The organism is Nonomuraea sp. 3N208 (genome assembly GCF_052245935.1).
In the GTDB taxonomy this organism is placed as follows: Bacteria; Actinomycetota; Actinomycetes; order Streptosporangiales; family Streptosporangiaceae; genus Nonomuraea.
On sequence record NZ_JBQQBR010000075.1, the window covers coordinates 1 to 23151 of the forward strand.

Annotated in this window: 21 protein-coding genes; 11 read left to right on the forward strand and 10 right to left on the reverse strand. The window is 69.6% G+C overall.

Features of this window, described 5'->3' with window-relative positions; genetic code table 11:
* Positions 1-1345 precede the first annotated feature (1345 nt).
* Genes ACTWPT_RS56620 through ACTWPT_RS56630 form a run of 3 tightly spaced genes read left to right on the forward strand, consistent with a single transcriptional unit; the run spans position 1346 to position 5658 of the window.
* Positions 1346-2728 carry an MDR family MFS transporter gene (locus ACTWPT_RS56620; RefSeq protein ID WP_443185851.1) on the forward strand — a complete coding sequence of 461 codons (1383 nt, stop codon included), beginning with the start codon at positions 1346-1348 and terminating at the stop codon, positions 2726-2728.
* Positions 2725-5046 (forward strand): PEP/pyruvate-binding domain-containing protein, encoded by a 2322-nt coding sequence (locus ACTWPT_RS56625; protein WP_443185852.1) that lies wholly within the window; start codon positions 2725-2727, stop codon positions 5044-5046. Before ACTWPT_RS56620 ends, ACTWPT_RS56625 begins: the two co-directional genes overlap by 4 nt.
* Before the next feature lie 9 nt (positions 5047-5055).
* Positions 5056-5658: a TetR/AcrR family transcriptional regulator gene (locus ACTWPT_RS56630; protein WP_443185853.1), complete on the forward strand. Its 603-nt coding sequence runs from the start codon at positions 5056-5058 to the stop codon at positions 5656-5658.
* Here the strand turns inward: ACTWPT_RS56630 and ACTWPT_RS56635 are convergent.
* From ACTWPT_RS56635 to ACTWPT_RS56645, 3 genes are read right to left on the reverse strand one after another with little or no spacing between them, the layout of a single operon-like run.
* The gene (locus tag ACTWPT_RS56635; RefSeq protein WP_443185854.1) at positions 5645-6529 is read right to left on the reverse strand and encodes a hypothetical protein; all 885 of its coding nucleotides are present in this window, start codon (positions 6527-6529) and stop codon (positions 5645-5647) included. The two genes, ACTWPT_RS56630 and ACTWPT_RS56635, sit on opposite strands and share 14 nt — an antisense overlap.
* Positions 6526-6849: a PadR family transcriptional regulator gene (locus ACTWPT_RS56640; RefSeq protein ID WP_443185855.1), complete on the reverse strand. Its 324-nt coding sequence runs from the start codon at positions 6847-6849 to the stop codon at positions 6526-6528. The genes ACTWPT_RS56635 and ACTWPT_RS56640 overlap by 4 nt, the downstream gene beginning before the upstream one ends.
* A 24-nt stretch (positions 6850-6873) precedes the next feature.
* On the reverse strand, positions 6874-7572 hold the full coding sequence (locus tag ACTWPT_RS56645) for a TetR/AcrR family transcriptional regulator (RefSeq protein WP_443185856.1): 699 nt from the start codon (positions 7570-7572) through the stop codon (positions 6874-6876).
* 119 nt (positions 7573-7691) lie between these two features.
* On the opposite strand from ACTWPT_RS56645, the gene ACTWPT_RS56650 reads away from it, so the two are divergent.
* The 3 genes from ACTWPT_RS56650 to ACTWPT_RS56660 are packed head-to-tail and all read left to right on the forward strand — an operon-like array spanning position 7692 to position 9843.
* On the forward strand, positions 7692-8045 hold the full coding sequence (locus ACTWPT_RS56650; protein ID WP_443185857.1) for a YrdB family protein: 354 nt from the start codon (positions 7692-7694) through the stop codon (positions 8043-8045).
* A gap of 2 nt (positions 8046-8047) precedes the next feature.
* Positions 8048-8959, forward strand: a complete 912-nt coding sequence (locus tag ACTWPT_RS56655) for an NAD-dependent epimerase/dehydratase family protein (protein WP_443185858.1) — start codon at positions 8048-8050, stop codon at positions 8957-8959.
* A complete protein-coding gene (locus tag ACTWPT_RS56660; protein ID WP_443185859.1) occupies positions 8956-9843 on the forward strand; it encodes a Gfo/Idh/MocA family protein in 888 nt (295 codons plus the stop codon). Before ACTWPT_RS56655 ends, ACTWPT_RS56660 begins: the two co-directional genes overlap by 4 nt.
* Here the strand turns inward: ACTWPT_RS56660 and ACTWPT_RS56665 are convergent.
* The 3 genes from ACTWPT_RS56665 to ACTWPT_RS56675 are packed head-to-tail and all read right to left on the reverse strand — an operon-like array spanning position 9827 to position 13080.
* Positions 9827-10654, reverse strand: coding sequence for a trypsin-like serine peptidase (locus ACTWPT_RS56665; RefSeq protein ID WP_443185860.1), 828 nt, complete (start codon positions 10652-10654; stop codon positions 9827-9829). The two genes, ACTWPT_RS56660 and ACTWPT_RS56665, sit on opposite strands and share 17 nt — an antisense overlap.
* A 57-nt stretch (positions 10655-10711) precedes the next feature.
* Complete coding sequence (locus ACTWPT_RS56670) at positions 10712-11716, reverse strand: acetamidase/formamidase family protein (protein ID WP_443185861.1); 1005 nt, start codon at positions 11714-11716, stop codon at positions 10712-10714.
* Positions 11713-13080, reverse strand: a complete 1368-nt coding sequence (locus ACTWPT_RS56675; RefSeq protein ID WP_443185862.1) for an APC family permease — start codon at positions 13078-13080, stop codon at positions 11713-11715. The genes ACTWPT_RS56670 and ACTWPT_RS56675 overlap by 4 nt, the downstream gene beginning before the upstream one ends.
* 181 nt (positions 13081-13261) lie before the next feature.
* On the opposite strand from ACTWPT_RS56675, the gene ACTWPT_RS56680 reads away from it, so the two are divergent.
* Entirely contained in the window at positions 13262-13780 is a 519-nt protein-coding gene (locus ACTWPT_RS56680) for a hypothetical protein (RefSeq protein WP_443185863.1), read from the forward strand.
* 56 nt (positions 13781-13836) lie between these two features.
* Here ACTWPT_RS56680 and ACTWPT_RS56685 read toward each other — a convergent pair whose 3' ends face one another.
* Positions 13837-15123, reverse strand: coding sequence for a Glu/Leu/Phe/Val family dehydrogenase (locus tag ACTWPT_RS56685; RefSeq protein ID WP_443185864.1), 1287 nt, complete (start codon positions 15121-15123; stop codon positions 13837-13839).
* 217 nt (positions 15124-15340) lie between these two features.
* Here ACTWPT_RS56685 and ACTWPT_RS56690 point away from each other — a divergent pair, with 217 nt between their 5' ends.
* From ACTWPT_RS56690 to ACTWPT_RS56700, 3 genes are all read left to right on the forward strand, one after another.
* Entirely contained in the window at positions 15341-16909 is a 1569-nt protein-coding gene (locus tag ACTWPT_RS56690) for an alkaline phosphatase D family protein (RefSeq protein WP_443185865.1), read from the forward strand.
* 21 nt (positions 16910-16930) lie between these two features.
* Positions 16931-17647, forward strand: a complete 717-nt coding sequence (locus tag ACTWPT_RS56695; RefSeq protein WP_443185866.1) for a class I SAM-dependent methyltransferase — start codon at positions 16931-16933, stop codon at positions 17645-17647.
* Between the two features lie 78 nt (positions 17648-17725).
* Entirely contained in the window at positions 17726-17956 is a 231-nt protein-coding gene (locus ACTWPT_RS56700; RefSeq protein ID WP_443185867.1) for a hypothetical protein, read from the forward strand.
* A gap of 132 nt (positions 17957-18088) precedes the next feature.
* On the opposite strand, the gene rocD is transcribed toward ACTWPT_RS56700, so the two are convergent.
* The 3 genes from rocD to ACTWPT_RS56715 all read right to left on the reverse strand — a co-directional run bounded on the left by rocD (position 18089) and on the right by ACTWPT_RS56715 (position 20705).
* Positions 18089-19309: an ornithine--oxo-acid transaminase gene (rocD, locus tag ACTWPT_RS56705; RefSeq protein WP_443185868.1), complete on the reverse strand. Its 1221-nt coding sequence runs from the start codon at positions 19307-19309 to the stop codon at positions 18089-18091.
* A gap of 1 nt (position 19310) precedes the next feature.
* Entirely contained in the window at positions 19311-20108 is a 798-nt protein-coding gene (gene ddaH, locus ACTWPT_RS56710) for a dimethylargininase (protein WP_443185869.1), read from the reverse strand.
* Positions 20109-20231: 123 nt separating this feature from the next.
* Positions 20232-20705: an Lrp/AsnC family transcriptional regulator gene (locus ACTWPT_RS56715; RefSeq protein ID WP_443185885.1), complete on the reverse strand. Its 474-nt coding sequence runs from the start codon at positions 20703-20705 to the stop codon at positions 20232-20234.
* 93 nt (positions 20706-20798) lie between these two features.
* On the opposite strand from ACTWPT_RS56715, the gene ACTWPT_RS56720 reads away from it, so the two are divergent.
* Entirely contained in the window at positions 20799-23147 is a 2349-nt protein-coding gene (locus ACTWPT_RS56720) for a GH1 family beta-glucosidase (RefSeq protein WP_443185870.1), read from the forward strand.
* The last annotated feature ends 4 nt before the right edge of the window (positions 23148-23151 follow it).

The following is a 23151-nucleotide window of genomic DNA, read 5'->3' on the forward strand; positions in this document are numbered from 1 at the left end:
CAAACGCTGGATCACCCGCTGGAAAGCCGCTCTGAACGCCTTCGCCATCACCTTCGAAGGCCGTCTGACCCCGACCACTCGATAGAACTAATTCAAGATCGAGTTACACCGTTTTCTGGACAGGCCCCACCGGGCGCCCGGTGGGCCACTGGCGTTCAGTCGGCTCTGGGGGCGGGCAGCCAGCGGCCCCAACCAGGGGGACGAGCCCGCCGCACGTGCCGGAATGCTGCCGTCCTCGGTTGGCCGGGCAGTTCCCGGATGTCTCCATCCAGCGGGATCTGAGCGTGTCGTTCAACAGGTACGGCGACTTCTGGGTGAGCGGGTGCTCATCGAAGGCGTACGAGCGCTGCTCTCAGGCGAGGCCTGTGAGATCCAGAGTCGTCACCCGGGGCTAGGCGCGGCCGCATTGAGAAACGCAGGCACTAAGAACTGACCGGCGCTGACGTTCTTTGGCCGATTGCTGGACAACGTAGTGGAGTTCGGATCTTGACCTCGGGCAACACTACACACAGCAATATGTGGATACGGCTAGCGACTGAGGTGGATGTCACCATGAGCAAGGCAATCCTGTTGACTGTAGCCCTTGCCGCTGCTGCGGCGACCCTGATGGCGTTCGGCTTCAGGGTCCTCCGAAGGGACTGGCGTCCAGCTTCGGCCAAGGACGGCACGTGACGCCGAGCCACACACCACGTCAGCGGGAAGTTCTCGCTAGACAGACGGGTGGCTGTGCCCCATACCTGAGGTACGCCGACAACAGTCTGCGAACACCGAGCGCGGGGATCATCCGTCTGATCGGCACGGGGCTGCGCATGTCGGCCAGGATGCTTTACGCGCTGGCTGAGGACATTGAAGGTCGGCGGCCTCGTAACATCGTGCTGGAGGCCATCTGGGCTGACATTGCGATCACCGAGCGGCAACGGCGGATGTTGATCGATGTGTATGAGTCCTTTCTCAAGCCGAGCTCAGATGTAAGTCGACACTCCGCTCGAGAGGTGGGGCGTCGGTAAGAGCGTCTCTGATCAGCTAAGCGATCCCATGTCAGGCGTAGTGTCTGGCGTGGGTGGTGCCCACCGTGGCGGGGTGGCGTGCGCGTGCAGGTGGAAGCCTGCGCCTGATGCTGCCCCGCGTGGCCGGTGCCGTTGGGTGGGGGTACCGATCGTCTGCCCGTCCTGATGCCGGTGGGCTGCGCGGGGCAGCCGTTGCGCCATATGCGCCGCTCGAGCCCGTGCCGGCCGGATGCCTTCGGCGTCTATCAGTCCGCCATCAATTAGTGAACGTTGCGTTTCTTTGGAGTAAACCCTATTCTCCTTAGAGAACGACACGTTCTCTAAGGAGACAGACGCTTATGGCTGTCGTGTTGACGGGTCTGATTCTGGCGATGTTGCTGGGCGCGCTCGATCAGACGATCATGGCTCCCGCCCTCCCGGCCGTGGCGGGCAGTCTCGGCGGGCTCGATCAGATGCCCGCCGTCGTCACCGCCTACCTCGCCGCCGCCACCGTCGTCATGCCCGTGTACGGCAAGCTCGGCGACCGGTACGGTCGCAAGCCCACCATGCAGGTCGCCATCGTCATCTTCGTCACCGGCGCCGTGTTGTGTGCCCTGGCCACGTCGATGCCGCAGTTCATCGCCTTCCGCGCGGTGCAGGGGCTCGGCGGGGGCGGGTTGATGATCGGGGCGCAGGCGATCATCGGGGAGATCGTGAGCCCGCGGGAGCGGGGCCGCTATCTTGGGTTCATCGGTGCCGCCTATGTGGTGGCGGCCGTGGGTGGGCCGTTGGTCGGCGGGTTCTTCATCGACTCGTTCGGCTGGCGGTGGATCTTCGCCATCTACCCGCCGCTGGGGCTGCTGGCCCTGGTGGTGTTGAGTGTCACGCTGCGGCTGCCGAGGCCGCGGAACCATCGGGTGCCGTTCGATGTCGTGGGCGCGTTGACGCTGGCCGTCGCGGTTGTGGGCGTGGTCATGGTGGGGCAGACCAGGGATCCGATCTACCTGCTGGTCGCGGGTGCCGGGGTGGTGGCGTGGCTGGTCAGTGCGCGTTTCGCCAAGGATCCGATTCTGCCGCTGCGGCTCTTCCGCGACCGGGCCTTCGCCGTGCCCGTGGCGATCAGCCTGCTCATCGGGTTCGCGTTGTTCGGGACGATCACGTACATGCCGGCGTACCTGCAGATCGCGTTGCGTACGAGTGCGACGCAGGCGGGGCTGCTGGTGACCGCGCTCATGGGCGGCGTGCTCGTCACCACGATCGTGTCCGGGCGGCTGATCACACGGACCGGGGTGTACAAGCCGTACCCCATTGCCGGCACCGCCGCGGCCGCGGTCGGGCTCGCGCTCGTCGGGCTCGCGGGGGGCTCGCCGCTCGCACTGGCCGGTGCGATGCTGCTGACCGGGTTCGGGGTCGGGCTGGTCATGCAGGTCATGGTGCTGGCCGCGCAGAACGCCGTCGAGCACGCCGACCTCGGCACCGCCACCTCGTCGGTCACGTTCCTGCGGCAGATCGGGGCGTCGGCCGGGGTCGCGCTCGTCGGTGCGCTCATCACGCTGAGGTCCGGGATCTCCGACACCGCCACCCCGGCGGACTTGCCGGAGAGTGTCCGCGATGCGTTCGCCGCTGCCGCGCCGCCCGTGTTCGCGGCCATGGCGCCGCTGCTCGCCGTGGCCTTCTTCCTCGCGCTGGCCCTGCCGGCGCGTCCCCTCCGCACTCGAGCCTACGTCGAGGAGACAACGTGAAACTCGTCGCACCCCTGAGCGCGTTCGGCCGGGGTGACCTGGCCATGGCCGGCGGCAAGGGCGCCAACCTGGGGGAGCTCGTCAGGAACGGCTTCCCTGTTCCGGATGGCTTCGTCGTCACCACGCATGCCTACGACCTCGTCGCGGAAGGCCGCACCACGGCCGACATGCCTGACGAGCTGCGGCGCACGATACTCGACGCCTACGCCGAGCTCGGTGGCGGTCCGGTGGCGGTGCGGTCCAGCGCCACCGCCGAGGACCTGCCGGGGGCCGCGTTCGCCGGCCAGCAGGACACCTACCTCAACGTCGTCGGTGAGGAGCCCCTGCTCGACGCGGTACGCCGCTGCTGGGGTTCGCTCTGGACCGAGCGCGCCGTCGCCTACCGGGCGAGGCTGGGCATCGAGGACGTGAGTATGGCGGTGGTCGTGCAGAGCATGGTGGAGGCCGACACGGCAGGGGTGATGTTCACCGCGAACCCGGTCAGCGGCGAGCGCACCCAGCTCGTCATCGACGCCAGCAGTGGCCTCGGCGAGGCCGTCGTGTCCGGCCTGGTCACCCCGGACCACTACGTCGTCGGCGCCGAGGGCGACATAGAGTTCACGCCCGGCCGCCGCGAGGTCGTCATCCGGGGCAAGGCGGGCGGCGGGGTCACGCGCGAGACCGGCGTGACGGGGGAGCGGCTGCCCGACGGGGTGGTGAGGGAGCTGGCCGCCCTGGGCCGGCGGGTCGCCGGACACTTCGGGCGCCCGCAGGACATCGAGTGGGCTCACGCGGGCGGGCGGGTTCATCTCCTGCAGGCCCGGCCCATGACCGCGCTGCCGCCGCCCCCGGTCGGCAGGCTCAACCCGATCCAGCGCCGCCTGGCCGGCGTGCTGACCGAATACCTGCCCGTGCGGCCGTACCCGATCGACATGTCGACCTGGATCCCCTACGGCCCGGCCGGACTGATGGGGAAGGTGACCGGCGCCTTCGGGCTGCGCCGCGGTTTCGAGGGGTTCCTGCGCGAGGAGGACGGCGTCGTCTACGCGTTCGTGCCGCCGATGCCGCACCCCACGCTCGGGGTGCTCGCCGCGCCGTTCCGCGTTATGGCCAAGGCCCGGCGGTACGACCCGGCACGCTGGACCGAGGACCGGCGCTTCCTGGACTACCTGGCGGACGTCCGGCGGCTGGCCGCCCGCGACCTGGCCGCGATGCCGTGGCCGGAGCTGATCCGGGTGCCCAGGCAGGCGCTCGCCCTGGTGGCGCCGGTGGCCGACCTGCGCATCGACTACCTGCCGGGGACCGGGCTCGCGTTGCTGCGGCTGCTGGTGGCGGTCAAGCTGCTGCGGCGTGGCAGGTTGTTCGGTGGCCTGCTGTTCGGCGCGGTCACCCGTACCATGCAAGCCAACCAGGCGCTGGCGCGGCTGGCCGAGCTGGCCGGCCGCACCGGCGCCCTCGACGCGGACCCGCCGCCCGCCGAATTCCAGGCCGCGTTCCAGGAGTTCATGGCCGAGTACGGCCACCGCGAGACCCTCAGCCCGATCCTCGTCACCCCGCCGAGCTGGGCGGACGACCCCGAGACCGTCCGCGGCCTGATCAGGGTGCTGGCCGCCGAGCCGTCCGAGCGGAAGGCAGCCGACGACGCGATGAAACGCCTCCTCGACCACCCGCTCCTGCGTAATCCGCGCCGCCGCGCTCGGATGAAGCGCTGGGTGGCGGCCGCCCGCGCCGGGGTCGCCTTCCGCGAGGACAGCCATTTCTACTTCACGATGCCGCAGCCCATCCTGCGCAGATCACTGGTGGAGCTGGGGCGCCGGCTGCGTGACAAGGGCGTGCTCGATCAGCCCGAGGACGTCTTCCACCTTCGGCTGGAGGAGCTGGAGTCGTTCCAGGACACCGCGGAGGATCGGGAGCGGCTACGTGAGGTCGCGCGGGCGCGGGCGGTCAAGCGGGAGGAACTGGCCGGCACGCGGCTCATCGACCCCGCCGCGGTCTTCCCCGCCCGCCAGTCCGGCGACGCGCTGCTCACCGGGTCGCCTGCCAGTGGTGGCGTCGTGACCGGGCCGGTGAAGGTGATCAGGGAGCCGTCCGAGTTCGGCAAGCTCGACGCCGGCGACGTGCTCGTCTGCCCCTACACCAACCCTTCGTGGACGCCGCTGTTCCAGCGGGCCGCGGCCGTGGTCGTGGACAGCGGCGGCGCCGCGTCACACGCGGCGATCGTGGCCAGGGAGTACGGCATCCCCGCCGTCATGGGCACAGGCACGGGGACGTCCGTGCTGGAAGACGGCCGGCTCGTCACTGTCAACGGCGACACCGGCACAGTGGCCGGCGCTGCCTAGGATCGCCCTATGGTGACCGACCACCGCAAGCTGCCGCGCCGCCGGGGAGAGGCGCTCAACGCTGCCATCTACCAGGCGACGCTCGACGAGCTGGCCGAGAGCGGGTACGCCGGGCTGACCATGGAGCGGGTGGCCGAGCGGGCCAGGGCCAGCAAGGCCTCGCTCTACCGGCGCTGGCCGACCCGCATCGAGCTGGTGATGGAGGCGGTCCGCGACATGCTGCCCACCCCGGAGTCCACGCCCGACACCGGCAGCCTGCGCGGAGACCTGGTGGCCATGCTGGGCCAGGCCGCGCACGTTCTGTCGGGACCCGCGGGCGAGGCGATGAGGGGGCTGCTGGGCGAGGCGCTCAGCAGCGGGTCCCCGCTGAGCACCATGCGCAGGACGTCCCAGGGCATGGGCAGGAAGACGATGGAGGAGGTCGTCCGGCGTGCCGTGGAGCGCGGTGAGGTCGACCCGGACACGGTCACCCCGCGCCGCCTCGACAGCGGGCACGCGCTCCTGCGCCACCACTTCCTCTTCAACGGCACTCCCATCCCCGACGAGCTCGTCGTCCAGATCGTGGACGAGGTGCTCGTCCCGCTGCTGACCAGCCGGATCACGCAGGGGTGAGCCTGCCGATCCCTGGCCGGCCCCGCCTGAGCGCGCTGCTCGCGACCAGCGCGGCCAGCCCGCTGCTCAGCAGCGCGCTCACCGTCACCGTCGCCACGAACAGCCACGACGCCTTCGGCAGGCCCGGCACCAGCAGGGCCGCGACGAACAGCCAGCCCAGCGCGTTGCAGACGGCCGCGACCACGAGCGTGTTCGCGGTCGTGCGCACCCCGGGCAGCAGCGCGGGGGAGCGCGCCGCGATCATGGGCAGCGGCAACATCCACAGCAGGATGATGGGCACGAGGAAGCCGCCCGTCATCGCGTCACCGAGCGGCCCGGCGGGATAGCCGTCGTGGGCGACGGCGTGCTCGTAGTAGACGAAGCAGAACATCCACACCGGCGTGCTGAGATACGCGGCCATCATGGTCACGTTTCGCGCCGCGGCCCGGGTGAGCGGCGCCTGCCCACGGCATTTCACGGCGCGATACGCGCCGAGCAGCAGTGGAGCTGCGGAGAGCATCCCCGACACGCCTGCCGTGACGAACAACCACATCGCCGCGTCCTGCAGGTCGTGAGCGATCGACCCTGCGGTCGCAGCCTCGGCCCACGCGCCGTGGAGGCTGGCCGCGTCGCGCACACCCGGGTTCCACAACCACCATAAGGCGCAGGCCCCGGCGACCATGATCACCGTGAGCCGGACCCGCAGCGGCTCGGCCCCGGGACGGCGACGGTCGTGCAGCCAGGCGTCGGCCGCGCCCAGGAGCAGGTTCGCCACCGTGCGCAGGCGCACCGGCCGTGCCGCGATCAGGTCGCTGACCTCCTCGCCGTAGCGCTCCCGCCACGCCGGTGGATAGAAGCCGAGCGCCTCTCGCGCCAAGCATCGCAGCTTCATGCCGGCCCCCAAGCCACGCGTCTGGCCCCCGCCTGCTCGACTCGCCGCAGCGTCGCCAGCTGCTCGTGCAGCGCGGCGCGGCCGCTCTCGGTGATCCGGTACGGCTTGCGCCGCTCGGACGAGTCCACCGGCTCGATCCAGCCACGCTCCTCCAGCCGCATCAGCGCCCCATAGAGCGTGCCCGGCTCCAGCACCGTGCCCGAGAATTCCTCGATGTCATTGATCATCCGATAGCCGTGCTTCTGTCCCTCGGCGAGACTGACGAGGACGAGCATTGCCACGTCCGTGAAGCGGCCGAGCTCTTGTGTTCTCCGTGCCATGTATTCAGTAAAACTTAGTAAGTCTCACTGAGCAAGCCCCATCATCGCGGCCATGAGCCGCATCGAATGGTCGAAGGCGGTGCGGCGGTCCTCGATGGTGTTGTTGTACTGGCCGAACAGCTCGAAGCTGACCCAGCCGTACAGGGCGGTCCATGCCATGACGCCGCGGAAGATCTCGTCGTCGGGGACGTCGGGGATGAGGGCTCGGACCGCGCTCGCGTCCGCGTGGAGAGAGGGCGGGGGAGGGGGAGCCGGTTGGGCCGGAGTGAGGGCGGCCGCCTGGTGGGCCTCCGACAGGATGTGGCCGAACACGATCGTGTCGCGCAGGGCCGCAGGGATCGTGTCCTGCGGGGCTTGGTAGCCGGGCACGGGCGAGCCGTATAGCAGGGCATACTCGTGCGGGTGTGCCAGCGCCCAGTCACGCACGGCGTGGCAGACGGTCAGCCATCGGCCCAGGAAGTCGTCTCGTGGGCAGCCGGCGTCGGCCTGCTCCACGGCCTCGCCGACGGCGTTGTAGCCGTCGATGATCAGCGCGGTGTGCAGGTCATCGCGGCTCGGGAAATATCGGTAGATCGCCGACGAGACCATGCCCATCTCTCGTGCCACGGCCCGCAGTGACAGGCCCCCGGCGCCGTGGGTGGCGAGGTGGCGGCGGGCGATGTCGGTGATCTCCCTGATGAGCTCGGCCCTGACGCGTTCTCTTGCGGTGCGGCTCGCGGTCATGCTCAGCAGGTTATCAGAGCGGTGAGAATAAACGAGAGCACTGCTCTTGACGAGCGGTGCTCCATTGGGAGAGCATTGCTCTCGTAGCCGAGTGGCACCAACCCACGGAGGAACCTCAGATGCTCCAGCTCGCCAAGCACGCCAACGCGGCGCTCATGTTCCTCCTGGAGCTCGGCGTGCTGTTCTCCGTGGGCTACTGGGGGTTCACCGTCAGCCCCAACTGGGGCATCAAGCTCCTGGCCGGGCTCGGCGGGCCGGCGCTGTTCATCGCCGCGTGGGCGCTGTTCGGGGCCGGCGGTGGCGCGAACGCCACGTTCCCGCTCACCGGCCTGGCCCGCGCCGCTCTCGAGATCCTCTGGTTCGGCGGCGGCGCCCTGGCGCTCTACGCCTCCGGCCTGGCCACCTCGTCCGCGGTCTTCTTCGCGCTCTTCGTACTCAACGCGGTACTCCGCATCGTCTGGAAGCAGGTCTGATCATGGGTAAGCACGTCGTCGTGGGTTCCGGGCAGGTCGGCACGCACCTGGCCACCAAGCTCCTCGCCCAGGGACACGAGGTCACCGTCGTGACCCGCTCGGGCAGCGGCCCCGAAGGCGCGGTCAAGGTGGCCGCGGACGTGGCCGACAAGGCCAGGATGATCGAGGTCTCCCGAGGGGCCGACGTCCTCTACAACTGCGTCAACCCGAAGTATCACCGCTGGCTCACCGACTGGCCGCCGATGGCCGAGTCCTTCCTGGCCGCCGCCGAGGCCGGGGGCGCCGTGTACGTGATGCTCGGCAACCTCTACCCCTACGGGCCCGTCTCCGTCCCGATGACCGAGGACCTGCCGCTCGCCTCGACCAGCCCCAAGGCGCAGGTCCGGGCGAAGATGTGGGCCGATGCGCTGGCCGCCCACGAGGCGGGCCGAATCCGGGCGACCGAGGTGCGCGGCTCGGACTACTTCGGCCCGGGCTCCACCGACCAGTCCTACCTGGGCGACCGGTTCCTCGTCCCGCTCAGGGCGGGAAAGACGATCCAGCTCGTCTGGCCTGCCGACGTGCCGCACAGCTTCACGTATCTGCCGGACGTGGCCGACGCCCTGATCGTGGCCGGACGGGACGAGCGGGCGTGGGGCCGGCCCTGGCACGTGCCGACCGCCGAGCCGGTGACCTTCCGCGAGATGGGGCAGCGGGCGGCCGCGCTGCTCGGCCGCCCCGCGCCCCGGATGATGCAGTTGCCGTGGCCCGTGGTGCGAGCGGCCGGCCTGTTCTCGCCATTGATGGGCGAGCTCGGGCACGTCCGATACCAGTTCACCAAGCCGTTCGTGCTCGACTCGTCGGCCTTCCAGCGCACGTTCGGCGTCGTGCCTACCCCGATCGACCAGGCGCTCAAGGCTACGCTCGAGGCGTGAAGATAGCCATGATCGGCCTGGGTGACATCGCGGAGAAGGCGTACCTGCCCGTGCTCGCCGCCCAGCCCGCCCTCGACCTCCACCTCTGCACCCGCAACAGCGCCCGGCTCGACCGGCTCGGCGACGCCTATCGGATCGCCCGCCGGTCGACGAGCGTGGACGAGGTGATCAAGGCGGGGGTCGACGCGGCGTTCGTGCACGCCGCGACCGACGTGCACCCGGAGATCGTCGAGCCGCTGCTCAGCGCCGGGATCCACGTCTACGTCGACAAGCCGATCGCGTACACGCTGGAGGAGTGCGAGCACCTCGTACGGCTCGCGAGGGCCGAGGACAGATCGCTGATGGTCGGCTTCAACCGCCGCTACGCACCCGGATATGTCGGACTTGCCGTCCATCCCCGGCATCTCATCCTCATGGAGAAGAACCGCGACAACCACCCCGACGAGCCCCGCCGGGTGGTATTCGATGACTTCATCCATGTGGTGGACACCCTCCGCTTCCTCGCACCCGGCCCGATCACCGGCACCACGATCCGGACCCGCGTCACGAACGGCCTGATCGAGCACATGGTCCTGGAGCTGTCGGGCGACGGCTTCACCGCCATCGGCGTCATGAACAGGATGAGCGGCGCCGCCGAGGAGACCTGCGAGGCCATGGGCGAGGGCGTCAAACGCCGCGTGGTCAACCTCGGCGACGTCATCGACTACCGGAACGGCGAGCGGCTCGTTCGACGGCCCGACTGGGTGCCCGTGGCCAGGCAGCGCGGCATCGAGCAGATCTGCCTGGAGTTCCTCGCCGCCGTCCGCGAGGGCCGCAGGATCGACGCCGAGGACGCCCTGCGCACCCACGCCCTCTGCGAGGAGATCGTCAGCCGGGCCGCTTGACCTGCATCGCCCGGTCGGCCCTGGCGAACATGCGCTCGAAGGGCCGGCCGCCCAGCCTGGTCAGCACGGTGTAGCCCTTCGCGTCACGCAACGGGCTGGACGACGACACGACCCCCGCGATCGTGCCGCCGTACAGCACGGGACCGCCGCTGCCGCCGGCGGCGGCGTGGCAGTTGTGCGTGACCATCAGCCCGGGGCCGTCCGAGACTCCCTCGACCGCGTCGCCCAGGCACCGGTGCAGCCGCAACCCCCGATACCCCTTGCCCGCCGGGTAGCCCAGCAGCTCGAGCCCGCGCAGCGCGGTACCCCTGGTGGTCGGCATAGGACGCAGCCCGCGCCCGGTCACGTCCTCCAGCGGGCGCCGCTGGGCCATCACCCCGACCAGGCCGACGTCGTACGGCAGCAACTCGGCCGAGAACGGCTCCTTTCGCCATTTGGCTGGCACCCACGTACGCGCGACCGGCCACACCCCTAGCCGCGGCCGGCCTCGGTCGTACCCCGGCAGGAAGGCGAGGTGCTCCAGCCTCCGGCCCCGGTTATAGAGGCAGTGCGCCGCCGTCAGCACCAGGCTGCGGCTGCGCGACCCGATCACCGTGCCCCCGCACACCACGTCCCGCCGGGTGACGGGATCCCGTCCGACCAGCAATCCCGTGAGCTGCCGCGACCCCGTAAAAGGGCGCGGGACCGGGGCGTAACCCAGGCGATCCCCGTTCGGGGTCAGCACTCGGGGGACGGGGATGTTACGTTGCGACACCTCGGCGACGACGGCGGTTGGATCGAGCAGGACCAGGGACAGCACCAACCTGAGCACCCTCCCAGTGTTAGCAGAAGATGATCAGTTCGCTGACCTGCAACAATCATTGTTTACCTAACCTGTGTACTGGGAACCCAGGGTTCGCAGCCGGGCATGCGCGTTCTCGTAGACGGCGGGCTCCCCGAGGTAGGCCTTCGGCAGCTTGGCGACCATCGTGTAGTTGGTGTCGCACACGTTGCCCACCGGCGCCTGTCCCGCCTGGCTGACCAGCTGGTACGCGTCGAGCGTGTCCAGCCCGGTCAGCCCCGACGTCCAGGTGACCAGGTCGTGCTGGCTGATCCGGTACGCGTCCTCCAGCGGCCGGGCCGACCCGGTCGACATCAGGTGCAGGTCGTCCTCCAGCCGCGGCCACGGTGTCGCCACGCCCTTGATCAGCTCCACCGCGACCACCGTGTTCATGGCCGACTCGACCGCGGTGCCGCACACCTCGCCGTGCCCCTGCAGCCCGTGCCCGTCGCCGATCGCGAACATCCCGCCCTCGACGTTGACCCCCAGGTAGACGGTGACGCCGGCACGCAGCTCGGGGGTGTCCATGTTGCCGCCGTGCGCGTCCGGGGTGATCGTCATGCGGGCCTCGTTCGCGCCGGGGGCCACGCCGACCGTGCCGTGCATCGGGTCGAGCGGCAGTTCGACGCTGAAGTCGCTGTTGCGGGCGTGGTAGACGGCCACCCCCTTGCCGAGGTCGATGTCGTACCGCCAGACCCGCTCCTCGAGCGGCGGCTGCAGCGTGGCCGTGGTGTGGGTGCTGGTCAGCGCCCCGAAGTGCGGGAACGTGGTCGAAACCGCCCAATCCCTGGCCGGGGTGATCTTGATGAAGTGCAGGGCCAGCGTGTCACCGGGCTCGGCGCCCTCTACATGGAAGGGCCCGGTCACGGGGTTGAGGTACGGGAACTCGCACACCTGTGACGGCAGGTCGTCCACGCTCCGCACCCGGCCGCCGAAGCAGTCCTCGGTGTACAACTCCAGGATCGTGCCCGGACGTACCTTGCCCAGGGCCGGGCGCCCGCCGAAGGTGTAGCTCAGCTCCTCCGGCGAGGGATGGTAGGACACGACGTTCACTTGACCTCCGACGGGAGAACGGGCCTGCGGCCCAGGACGTAGGTGATGCCGAGGATGACCAGGCCGACGGCCAGCCAGATGCCGCCGACCCACTGGGCGTGGACGTTCTGGTTGTAGACGACGGCCACCAGCACGATGAATCCGATCACCGGCGCGACCAGGTGCGCGAGCCAGTTGCGGCTGCGCCGCTTGAAGATGTAGTACACGACGACGGAGATGTGCAGGAGCAGGAACGCGGTCATGGCGCCGAAGTTGACCAGCGAGGCCAGCTCACCGATGCCGTTCGCCCTGGTGCTCATGTAGATGCCGAGGATCAGCGAGATGGCCGCCACGACGAGGGTCGCGTTGACCGGCACCTTGTGCTTGGGGTCCACCTTGCCGAGGAACGAGGGCAGCTGCCGGTCGCGGCCCATCGCGAACAGCAGCCGTGAGGTGGCCGCCTGGGCGACCAGCGAGTTGGCGAAGCCCCATGCGACGGCCGTGGCCACGGCGGTGAGCACCGACAACCAGGCCCCGCCGGCGAACGCGGCGGTGTCGTAGAACGCGCTGCCTGCCGGGTCGCCGTTCGCGATCAGGTTGTCCCTGTTGGGCGTCAGCAGCGCCGCCACCCACGTCTGGACCACGAACAACACCGCGGCCAGTCCCAGCGCGGCCACCATGGACCGGCCGAGCCGCTGCGCGTCCTCGCGGTTCTCCTCGGCCAGCGTCGAGATGCCGTCGAAGCCGAGGAACGACAGCACGGCCACCGACGCGGCGGCCAGCACGACGCTCCAGGTGAACCCGGAAGAGTCGAAGATCGGCGTGAAGAAGCCGGTCTGCGCCTTGCCCTGGGCCAGCGCGATGCCGCCGACCACCAGAAAGATCGCCAGCACCGCCAGCTCGGCCACCAGCATGATCCTGGTGATCCTGGCCGTCATCTGGATGCCGAGATAGTTCACGACAGTGTTGAGCACGACGAACGCGACCAGCCACGCCCAGACGGGGATCGCGGGGACGAACGAGTTCATGGCCACGCTGGCCACCAGGTAGAGCAGTCCCGGCACGAGCACGTAGTCGAGCAGGATCGCCCATCCCGCGATGAACCCGACCGGCGCGCCGATGCCGCGCCCGGCGTAGGTGTAGACCGAGCCCGCCATCGGGAAGGCGCGGGCCATCTGCGCGTACGACAGCGCCGTGAACGCCATCGCGACGAGCCCGATGACGTACGCGAGCGCCACCATGCCGTTGGAGACGGCGAAGACGTTTCCGAAGATGCCGAACGGTGCGATCGGCACCATGAAGATCAAGCCATAGATCATCAGATCGGCGAAACCTAAGGAACGGTTGAGCTCCTGGCGGTAGCCGAACTGCTCAATTGTGCTCATGTACAGCTCCTCGCTGCTTTGGGGGGCGATTCGCACATTAGAGGCAAAGTCTTATATGGAAAAGATCTCTACGGAATGAATCCCATGCCGTTGTTCAGGGTTCGATCGCCCGGGCGAAGAGGGCGGCGTGCGCGGTGGCGCGGCGGCGAGCGCCCTCCCGCTGTGACTCCGTGGCGTCGGTGTGCAGCCACAGCAGGCGGGCGTGTGCGATCGGGGCCAGCAGCCCGTAGGCCCCGGCAACGGCCCGGGCGACACCATCGTGTACGTCCCCGACACCCGCACGGCCTGGACCGGCAACTTCGTCGGCCACGCGGGCGTCGCCCACATGCTGCTGCAGGGCGGCCCGGAGCCGTACGTGGGCTCGCTACGCAGAATGCGCGAGGCCCTGCCCGAGCTGGAGACGATCGTTCCCGGTCACGGCCCGATGGGCGACGGCCGCGCGGCCGTCGACGCGCTCATCGGCTATCTGGAACAGCTGCACGACGAGGTCCTGGCCAGCGTGCGGGCGGGCCGCAGCCTGGAGGAGACCTACGCCGCGTGCACCGATCCGTGGGCCGAGGATCTGGATCCCGGATTGCTGGCCGCGCTGGCACGTTACGCGGTGCCACAGGACCTGGCCCGGCAGGGCATGCTCGCCCTCTGCCGCGACCTGCACCGCCTCAACGTCCTGGCCACGTACCGGTTGTACGAGGGCCGATAGGCGGTCCTGATCAGGCGATGACGGGGGCCCGCCCAGGGCGAGCCCCCGTCCGGCCGTCACGGGTAGAGGCCGCGCATCTGGTGGGCCTCGGCGACCCGGCCCACGCCGATGACGTGCGCCGCCTGCCTCAGTGTCAGTCCGCGGGCCGCGGCCATGGACTTGACCTCGGAGAACGCGCTCTCCATGAGGTCGCGCAGCTTGACCTCGACCTCCCCGGAGCTCCAGGAGTAGGCCTGCATGTTCTGCACCCACTCCAGGTACGACACGATCACCCCGCCCGCGTTGGCCAGGATGTCGGGCACGACCGTGGCGCCGTTCGCGGTCAGGATCTCGTCGGCCTCCGGCGTGGTGGGGCCGTTGGCGCCCTCCACGATCAGGCGGGCGCGGACGCGCGGCGCGTTGGCCTCGGTGATCGCGCCTTCGAGCGCCGCCGGGATCAGGACGTCCACGTCCAGCTCCAGCAGCTCGTCGAGGGGCAGCGCGTCGGCGTGGCGGTAGCCGGACACGCCGCCGGTCTCGGATGCCCACGTGCGCAGGCGGGCGATGTCGAGCCCGCCGGAGCTCGCGCTCGCGTACACGGCGCCGGTGATGTCGGAGACCGCCACCACCTTGCAGCCGGCGTCGGCGAGGTACTGCGCGGCCAGCGCGCCCACCTTGCCGAAGCCCTGCACGGCCACGGTCACGCCCTCGGGTGCGCGGCCGAGCGCGGCCAGCGTGGCGATCTGCACGCCGCGCGAGGTCGCACCGGAGCGCCCGAGCGAGCCGCCCAGCGTCGTCGGTTTGCCGGTGACCACGCCGGGCACCGAGTAGCCCGCGCTGACGCTGTAGGTGTCCATGATCCAGGCCATGGTCTGCTCGTCGGTGCCGACGTCGGGAGCCGGGATGTCCTTCTCCGGGCCGATCAGCGGCAGGATCTCGTTGACGTAGCGGCGGGTCATGCGTTCGAGCTCGCGGGTGGAGAGCCTGGTCGGGTCCACGGCCACGCCGCCTTTGGCGCCGCCATACGGGATGCCGACCAGCGCGCACTTCCACGTCATCCACATCGCGAGGGCGGTGACCTCGTGGATGTCCGTGCCGGGATGAAACCGGATTCCGCCCTTGGCGGGGCCGCGCGAGACGTTGTGCTGGACGCGGAAGCCCTGGACGACGTCGAGACGTCCGTCCTCACGCCGCACCGGGACCGAGACGGTCAGTGAGCGGCGGGGCGTGGCCAGCACCGTGCGGAGCCCGTCGTCGAGCCCGAGGTGCTCGGCCGCCTGGTCGAGCTGGTGGAGTGCGGAGTCGAGGGCCTGGCGGCCCACAGTGATCAGCGCCGGCGTCTTTGACGGCACCATGATGCTCATGGAAGAGATTCCTCCTGGTATATACGCCCTATTTGTAGGGAAAGCGCCATTGCCTTCACCTTCTGGGCGATGTTGTCGTGATCATCCTAGAGCGGGGCGTTTGACCTTGCCTAGTTGTTGGCAAAAATCCAGACCGTGATCGGGATGCTGTGGACCGTGCCACTCTGGCAGGCTTGGGCCACGAGGGTGTGCCGAATCATCAGAAACCGGAGGTGGGATGCCCGCACTGGTGGTGGGGCCGATGCTGCGACACGTCGATGCCGACAGCGCCTCGATCTGGGTGGAGTCCGCCGAACCCTGCACGGTCACCGTCGAAGCGGGCGGCAGGGCTTATCGGTCGCCTACCTTCACCGTGCACGGACACCACTACGCGATCGTGGATCTCGTAGAGCTCTCCCAGGATATCCCCTCTTATTCGGTCAGTCTCGGCGGGGAGCAGGTATGGCCTCTGGCGGGTCGCCCGCCCAGCAGGATCCGGCTCCTGCCGCCGGACGGGGCACGCCGGCTGGCGTTCGGGTCGTGCCGCACCAGCGTCCCCCACGACGCGGCGCACGTCCGTACCCAGGGCGAGGACGTCCTGCGTACCTACGGCCGTCACCTGGCGGGCTCCGGTGACGCGGAGTGGCCCGACCTGCTGCTGCTCCTGGGTGACCAGGTCTACGCCGACAACCCCTCGCCCGAGATGCTGGCCTACGTTCGCGCGCGCCGGAGCACGGGTGGAATAACTGGGCCGCAGGGGGAGATCGCCGACTTCGAGGAGTACGCCGAGCTCTACCGCCAGGCGTGGACCGACCCCGAGATCCGCTGGCTGCTGTCCACCGTGCCGAGCGCGATGATCTTCGACGACCACGACCTGCGCGACGACTGGAACACCTCGCAACCCTGGCGCGAGGAGATGGCCAGGACGAGCTGGTGGCGCCGCCGGGTGGTCGCCGGGCTCGGCGCGTACTGGATCTACCAGCACCTCGGCAACCTCTCACCGGCCGAGCGCGCGACCGACCCGCTGCTCCGCACGCTGCTGGATCTGGAGGGCCGCGACGGCGCCGACGTGCTCGACGCCTTCGCCGAGAAGGCCGACGCCGAGCCGTCGAGCAGCCGCTGGAGCTACGCCCGCGACCTCGGGCCTGCCCGCCTGATCATGGTCGACACCCGGTGCGCCAGGCAGCTCACGCCCGGTGCGCGCCGCATGCTCGACCCGGCGGAATGGGCCTGGCTCGAGGAGCAGGTCGCCGCTCCGGCCGAGCGTCTGATCATCGGCTCGTCGATCCCGTTCCTGCTGCCCGAGGGCGTGCACGGGGTGCAGAACTGGAACGAGGCCCTGAGCGACGGCGCGTGGGGCCCGGTGGTGCGGCGGTGGTCGGAGAAGTTCCGGCAGGCCTTCGACCTGGAGCACTGGGCGGCATTCCGTAGCTCGTTCGACGAGCTGTCGAGGCTGCTCATCCGGCTCGGCAAGCCGGTGGTGATCCTCTCCGGCGACGTCCACTACTCCTACCTGGCCAAGGCCCGCCTCGGGCAGGTCTACCAGGTGGTCTGCTCGCCGATCCGCAACCCGCTCAGCCGCCTGCTGCGCTGGGCCAACGTGGTCACCCAGTTCTCCATCGCCACGCTGGTGGGCGGCCTGCTGGCGCGCCTCGCGCGGATCCCGCGGCCGCCGATCCGCTGGCGGATCACCAAGGGCCCGTGGTTCCAGAACGCCGTCGCCACGCTCACCCTCCCCGACCAGGTGACCTGGTACGAGTCGCGCGACGAGGTCCTCAGGCCGATCGATTCTGTACGACTCGAGTGAAAACGGTTATCGTCACCCCCTATGGATGAAGACCACTACTCGCTCGCCGTGCCGTTCTACGACCTGTGGCATGAGGACGGGCACGTCCCGATGATCCGCGAGCTACTGCCACCCCTGCTGAAGGGCGTGCGGCGGAGCGTCATGGAGATCGGCGCCGGCACCGGCCTGATCACCCGGGTGATCCTCCGGGAGACGCCCGCGGAGGTCTACGCCGTCGAGCCGTCGTTCGGCATGCGCTCCGTCCTGCTCAACCGGCTGGCCGAGGACCCCGATGCGCTGAGCCGGGTGACCGTGCTGCCGTGCGGCGCGCTGGAGGCGGAGGCCGACGAGCCCGTCGAGGCCATCGTGATGATCTCGGTGCTGCACAGCTTCGACGCCGAGCAGCGGGCAGAGCTGTGGCGGGTGCTGCGCAGGCAGCTGGAGCCGGGCGGGCTGCTGCTGTTCAACTGGCGCGAGCGGGCCACCCCCGTGCCGGGCGAACCTGAGGTCGTAGGCACCTACCAGGTCGGCAGGCACACGTACGAGATCGCGGGTCAGGTGCTCGCGGTCACCGGCGAGACGGCCAAGACCCGCTACTTCTACCGCGTGAAGCAGCGCGGCGTGGTGATCAGCGAGGACGTGGTGGTCTCCGAGAGCCACTGGCCGGCACGGGAGCGCCTGGTCACCGAGCTGGAGGCGGCGGGCTTCACCCGGGACGGAGCTCCCGACGGCTTGGAAGCCTGGCGGCTCACGAAATAGTGGGAACCGGACTCCGGCGTGCGGTCAACAACAGGATGACCGCATGAGAGAGGACCGGCACAGTGGTGGGTGTTCAGGATGTGCCTGAGGCCCAGCGCAGGCTGCGCCTCCGCCGAGCCGCAGCCCTCGTCCACCCCGCCCAGGGAGGAGCCTTTCCCCACCACGGAGCCCTCGCCCCCGGACGTCAAGCGCACGCCACCCAACCAGCCCCTGCCGGCGGAGGAGCCCCTGCGGCGCGAGGACCCCATTCAGAGTGAGCAGCCCTCGATGGCCAACGATCCACCGAAGGACTTCCCGGCCGACGAATGACCACGTGGCCGGTGGCCGTGCGCCGTAACGGCGCCCGACCCCGTAAACCAGAGGACCGTCTCCCTGGACAGGGCCCAGCCACGTACGGTGGTTGGGCCCAGCCGGCGAAGCCGTAAAACAAGAAGAATGCAGTTATGGGTGTTGGTTCTTGAGGTCGTAGAGGGCATCGGCGAGTTGGTCGATCGCCCAGAGGAGGTCCTCCTCGGAGATGACGATCGGCGGTGCGAGCCGGATCGTGGACCCATGGGTGTCCTTGGCGAGCACACCCCGCTTCATCAGCGCCTTCGACACCTCACGACCCGTGGCGAGATCAGGAGAGATGTCCACACCGGCCCACAGCCCCCGCCCGCGCACCTCGATCACACCCTTGCCGATCAGCTCGCGCAGCCGGGCGTGCAGCACCTCGCCGAGCTTGGCGGCCCTGGCCTGGTACTCGCCGGTGTTGAGGATCTCGATGACCGCGTTGCCGACCGCGCACGCCAGCGGGTTCCCGCCAAACGTGGACCCGTGCTGTCCTGGATGGATGACCCCGAGGACGTCCCGGTTGGCCGCGATGGCCGACACGGGCACGACGCCGCCGCCGAGCGCCTTGCCGAGGACGTAGATGTCAGGCACGACGCCTTCGCAGTCGCACGCGAACGTCTGCCCGGTCCGCCCCAGCCCCGACTGGATCTCGTCGGCGATCATCAGGATGCCCTCGGCCGTGCACAGCTCCCTGATGTCGGTCAGGTAGCCGTCCTGCGGCACCAGCACCCCGGCCTCGCCCTGGATCGGCTCGACCAGCACGCCGACGGTGTTGGCGTCGACGGCGTCCCTGATCGCGGCGATGGACCCGTACGGCACGATGCGGAAGCCCGGCGTGTACGGCCCGAAGTTGTCGTGCGCGTCAGGGTCGGTGGAGAAGCTGATGATCGTGGTGGTGCGGCCGTGGAAGTTGTTCTCCATCACGATGATGTTGGCGAGGTCGGGCTCCACGCCCTTGACCTCGTACCCCCACTTGCGCGCCACCTTGATGGCGGTCTCCACGGCCTCGGCGCCGGTGTTCATGGGCAGGATCATGTCCTTGCCCGTGAGGTCGCCGAGTCCGGCGCAGAACCGCGCGAACTGGTCGTGGTAGAAGGCACGGCTGGTCAGGGTCAGCCGCTGCAGCTGCTCCTGGGCGGCCTCGAGGATCTTCGGGTTGCCGTGGCCGAAGTTGAGCGACGAGTAGCCGGACAGGCAGTCCAGATACCGCCTGCCGTCCACGTCGGTGACCCAGGCGCCATCGGCCTCGTGGATCACGACGGGCAGCGGATGGTAGTTGTGCGCGCTGCGGCGCTCGCTGAGCTCGATCAGCTCTGCGCTGCTGGTCATGTCAGTTCTCCCCCCTGATCTCCAGTGTGCAGCACTTGGGGCCCCCGCCCGCCTTACGCAGCTCCGAGAGGTCGACCGGAATGACCTCGTACCCGCGGCGCTTGAGCTCCAACTGCAGGTTGGAGGCCTCGGCGTTGATGACCACGTTCGTGCCGTCGCTGACGGCGTTCAGGCCGAGCACTTCGGCGTCCTCGGCGGTGGCGAGCACCGCGTCGGGGAACATCCGGCGCAGCACCTCCCGGCTGCCCGCGGAGAAGGCCTCCGGGTAGTAGGCGACGTTGTGCCCGTCGAGCGGGAACAGCGCCGTGTCGAGGTGGTAGAAGCGAGGGTCGACCAGGGTCAGCGAGATCACCGGGCGGCCCAGGTACTCCTGCGCCTCCTGGTGGGCGATCACCTCCGTGCGGAAGCCCGTGCCGCCCAGGATGACGTCGTCGAGCGTGAGGAAGTCGCCCTCACCCTCGTTGACGTGCTGCGGCGCCTGCACCCGGTAGCCGTGCTCGGCGAACCACCGCAGGTAGGCCGGGCCCTCGGGACCGCGCTGCGGGTAGGCGAACCTGGCGCCGTAGACGCGCCCGCCCACGACCAGCGCGCCGTTGGCGGCGAACACCATGTCCGGCAGCCCCTCGATCGGGTCGATCAGACTGACCTGGTGGCCGAGCTCCTCATAAGCGGCTTTGAGTCCCTCCCACTGCCGGACCGCCACGTCGCGGTCAGCGCCGGTCTCGGGATGCATCCACGGGTTGATCGCGTACTCGACCGTGAAGTACTCCGGACGGCACATGAGGAAGTGTTTGGGCATGCAGGTCTCCGTCGAGATTTATGGGCGGATGTCCCTGATCGAGGGGACGGAGACAGCCTAAGAATGTATGTTTATGCAGGCCAAGCCGTTGCATTGCGTGTTCGCGCGGGTCTGTTGCGTCTCTCAGCCGGTGGTGTGCGATTCATTGCGTACGACCCCCGGAGGGGCTTCGACCAGCCGCGACAACACGATGGAGCTCTTGGTCCTGACCACGAAGGACTGCGCCGCGATGCGCTCGATCACGCGCTCCACATGCCGCACGTCCGTCGCCCTGATGTGCAGCAACGCGTCCGCCTCGCCGGTGATCGTGGCCGCCGCCACCACCTCGGGGAACTTCGCCACCGCCAGCGCGATGTCCGACGGCTTGGTCTTGCCCTGGCAGAACAGCTCCACATACGCCTCGGTCGTCCAGCCGAGCGCCTGCGGCGACACCACGGCGCTGAACCCGGTGATCGCCCCGCTGTCGAGCAGCCGGTCCACCCGCCGCTTGACCGCCGACGCGCTCAGCCCCACCTGGTGGCCGATCTCCGCGTAGGTCGAGCGGGCGTCGTCGACGAGCGCCGCGATGATGTCACGATCGAGCCGGTCCAGTTCCACGCGCTCTGTATACAGCCTGGCCAGGCTGGCGCGCGACGAGCGGTGCGCGGGAGACTGGACGCTCTGTCGTTTCACCGGAGGACTTTCGCCAGAATGAGTACCGCTATCTTCCCCGAGGGCTTCGTCTGGGGAGTGTCGACGTCGGCCTTCCAAATCGAGGGGGCCACCTCCGCCGACGGCCGCGGCCCGTCCATTTGGGACACCTTTTCCGCCGACCGCGCCGATGCCTGCGACCATTACCACCGCTATCGCGAAGACGTGCGGTTGATGAAAGACCTCGGAATGGCCGCCTATCGATTTTCCATCAGCTGGCCGCGGGTGTTTCCCGACGGTTCTGGGAAACTGAACGCGGCCGGGCTCGATTTTTACGACCGGCTGCTCGACGAGCTGCTCGACGCGGGCATCACGCCGTATGCGACGCTTTACCACTGGGATCTGCCGCAGGCTTTGGAGGACGCCGGTGGCTGGCCGTCCCGGGACACCACCCGCCATTTTGCCGATTACGCCGCCGCCGTGTCCGGCCGGCTGGGGGATCGGGTCGACACCTGGTTCACCTTCAACGAGCCATGGGTGGCGGCCTTTCTCGGCTACGGCTCCGGCATTCACGCGCCGGGCCGGAAATCGGCCGCTGACGCCTTCCGCAGCGCCCACCATTTACTGCTCGCGCACGGGCTCGGCGCCCAGGCGTTGCGCGCGGCCGGGGCGGCGAAGGTGGGCGTCGTGCTCAACCTCTCGCCCGTCCTGACGCCCGGCCAGGTGAGCGACGCCGCGCGGCCGCTGTCGGCCGAGGACGCCGAGGCCGTGGCCAGGATCGACGCGCTGGCCAACCGGCAGTTCCTGGAGCCGCTGTTGCGCGGCGCGTACCCCGCCGAGCTGCTGCCGATCATCGAGCGCACCGCAGGGCTCGGCCACGTGCGCGACGGCGACCTGGAGCTCATCGCCCAGCCGATCGACCTGCTCGGCGTCAACTACTACACCCCGCTCGTCGTGCAGGCCCAGCCCAGCGAGCCCGCCGACCCCGCCTACCCAGGCAGCGAGGGGGTGCTGTTCTGCACGGTCCCCACCGCCGTCACCGCCATGGGCTGGCCCATCGTCCCCGGCTGCCTGACCCACCTGCTGCGCCACCTGACTGCGGAGTTCCCCGACACCGAGCTGATGATCACCGAGAACGGCGCCGACTTCGTCGACGTGGTGACCGGCGACGGCATTCACGACGTGGAACGCATCAGTTTCATCGAGGAGCACCTGCGCGCCGTGCGGGCGGCCGTCCAGGACGGCGCGAAGGTACGCGGGTTCCTCGTCTGGACGCTGCTCGACAACCTCGAATGGGCCGATGGCTACCAGCGCAAGTTCGGGCTCGTCCACGTCGACTTCGCCACCCAGAAACGGCGGCTCAAGGACAGCGCGCTGTGGTACCGCGACGTCATCAAGCGCAACGGCCTGACCGAGACCCGCCCGAAGCGGCCCACCCTCGAAACCGTGGCCGCCCGCGCCGGCGTCTCCCGCGCCACGGTCTCGCGTGTGGTCAACGGCGAGGCGTCGGTCAGCCCCGAGGTGCGCGAGACCGTGCTGCGCGCGGTCAAGGAGCTCGGGTACGTGCCCAACGCCGCCGCCCGCAGCCTCGTCACCCGCAGGACCAACTCGATCGCGCTCGTCCTGTCCGTCCCCCGGCAGGGCGGCGACCAGCTGACGGCGGCCGTCGTCCAGTACGTGACCAGCCTGCTGGTGGGCGCCGGCAAGCAGATCACGCTCATGCTCGCCGACACGGCAGAAAGCCACCGGCGCATCGTCCAGCACGTGGAGGCAGGCCTGGTGGACGGGGTGGTGCTGCTGCCACCGGACCGAGGCGACACGCTGGCCGAGCGCCTCTCCCGCACCGGCGTGCCGATCGTGCTGCTCGGCAAGCCGGCGATCGCCTCGATGATGCCGTACGTGGACGTGGACAACACCGGCGGCGCGAAGGCCGCGACCGAGCACCTGCTGGCCCGAGGCCGCCGCCACATCGGCATGATCTGCGGCCCCATGGACCTGGTCGCCGTCCAGGACCGGCTGGACGGTCACCGGACCGCGATGCGGCAGGCCGGCCGGCAGCCGCTGCTGGCACCCGCCGACCTCACCCGCTCGTCCGGCACGGCGGCGACCCGGCAGCTCCTGACCGACCAGCCCGCCTTGGACGCCGTCTTCGCCGCCAGTGACCAGCTGGCCATCGGAGCGCTCCAGGCGGCGCGGGAGGCCGGGCGGCGGGTGCCGGAAGACCTGGCGATCGTCGGCTTCGACGACATCGACGCCGCCTCGGCCACCACACCCGGCCTCACGACCGTCCGCGTCCCAGTCGCCGAGCAGGCGCTGGCGCTCGCCCGGCTGCTGCTGTCCCGCCTGGAGGGCCGCCACACCGAGTCCGTCATCCTGCCCACCCGCCTCGTGATCCGCGACTCCACCTGAGCGC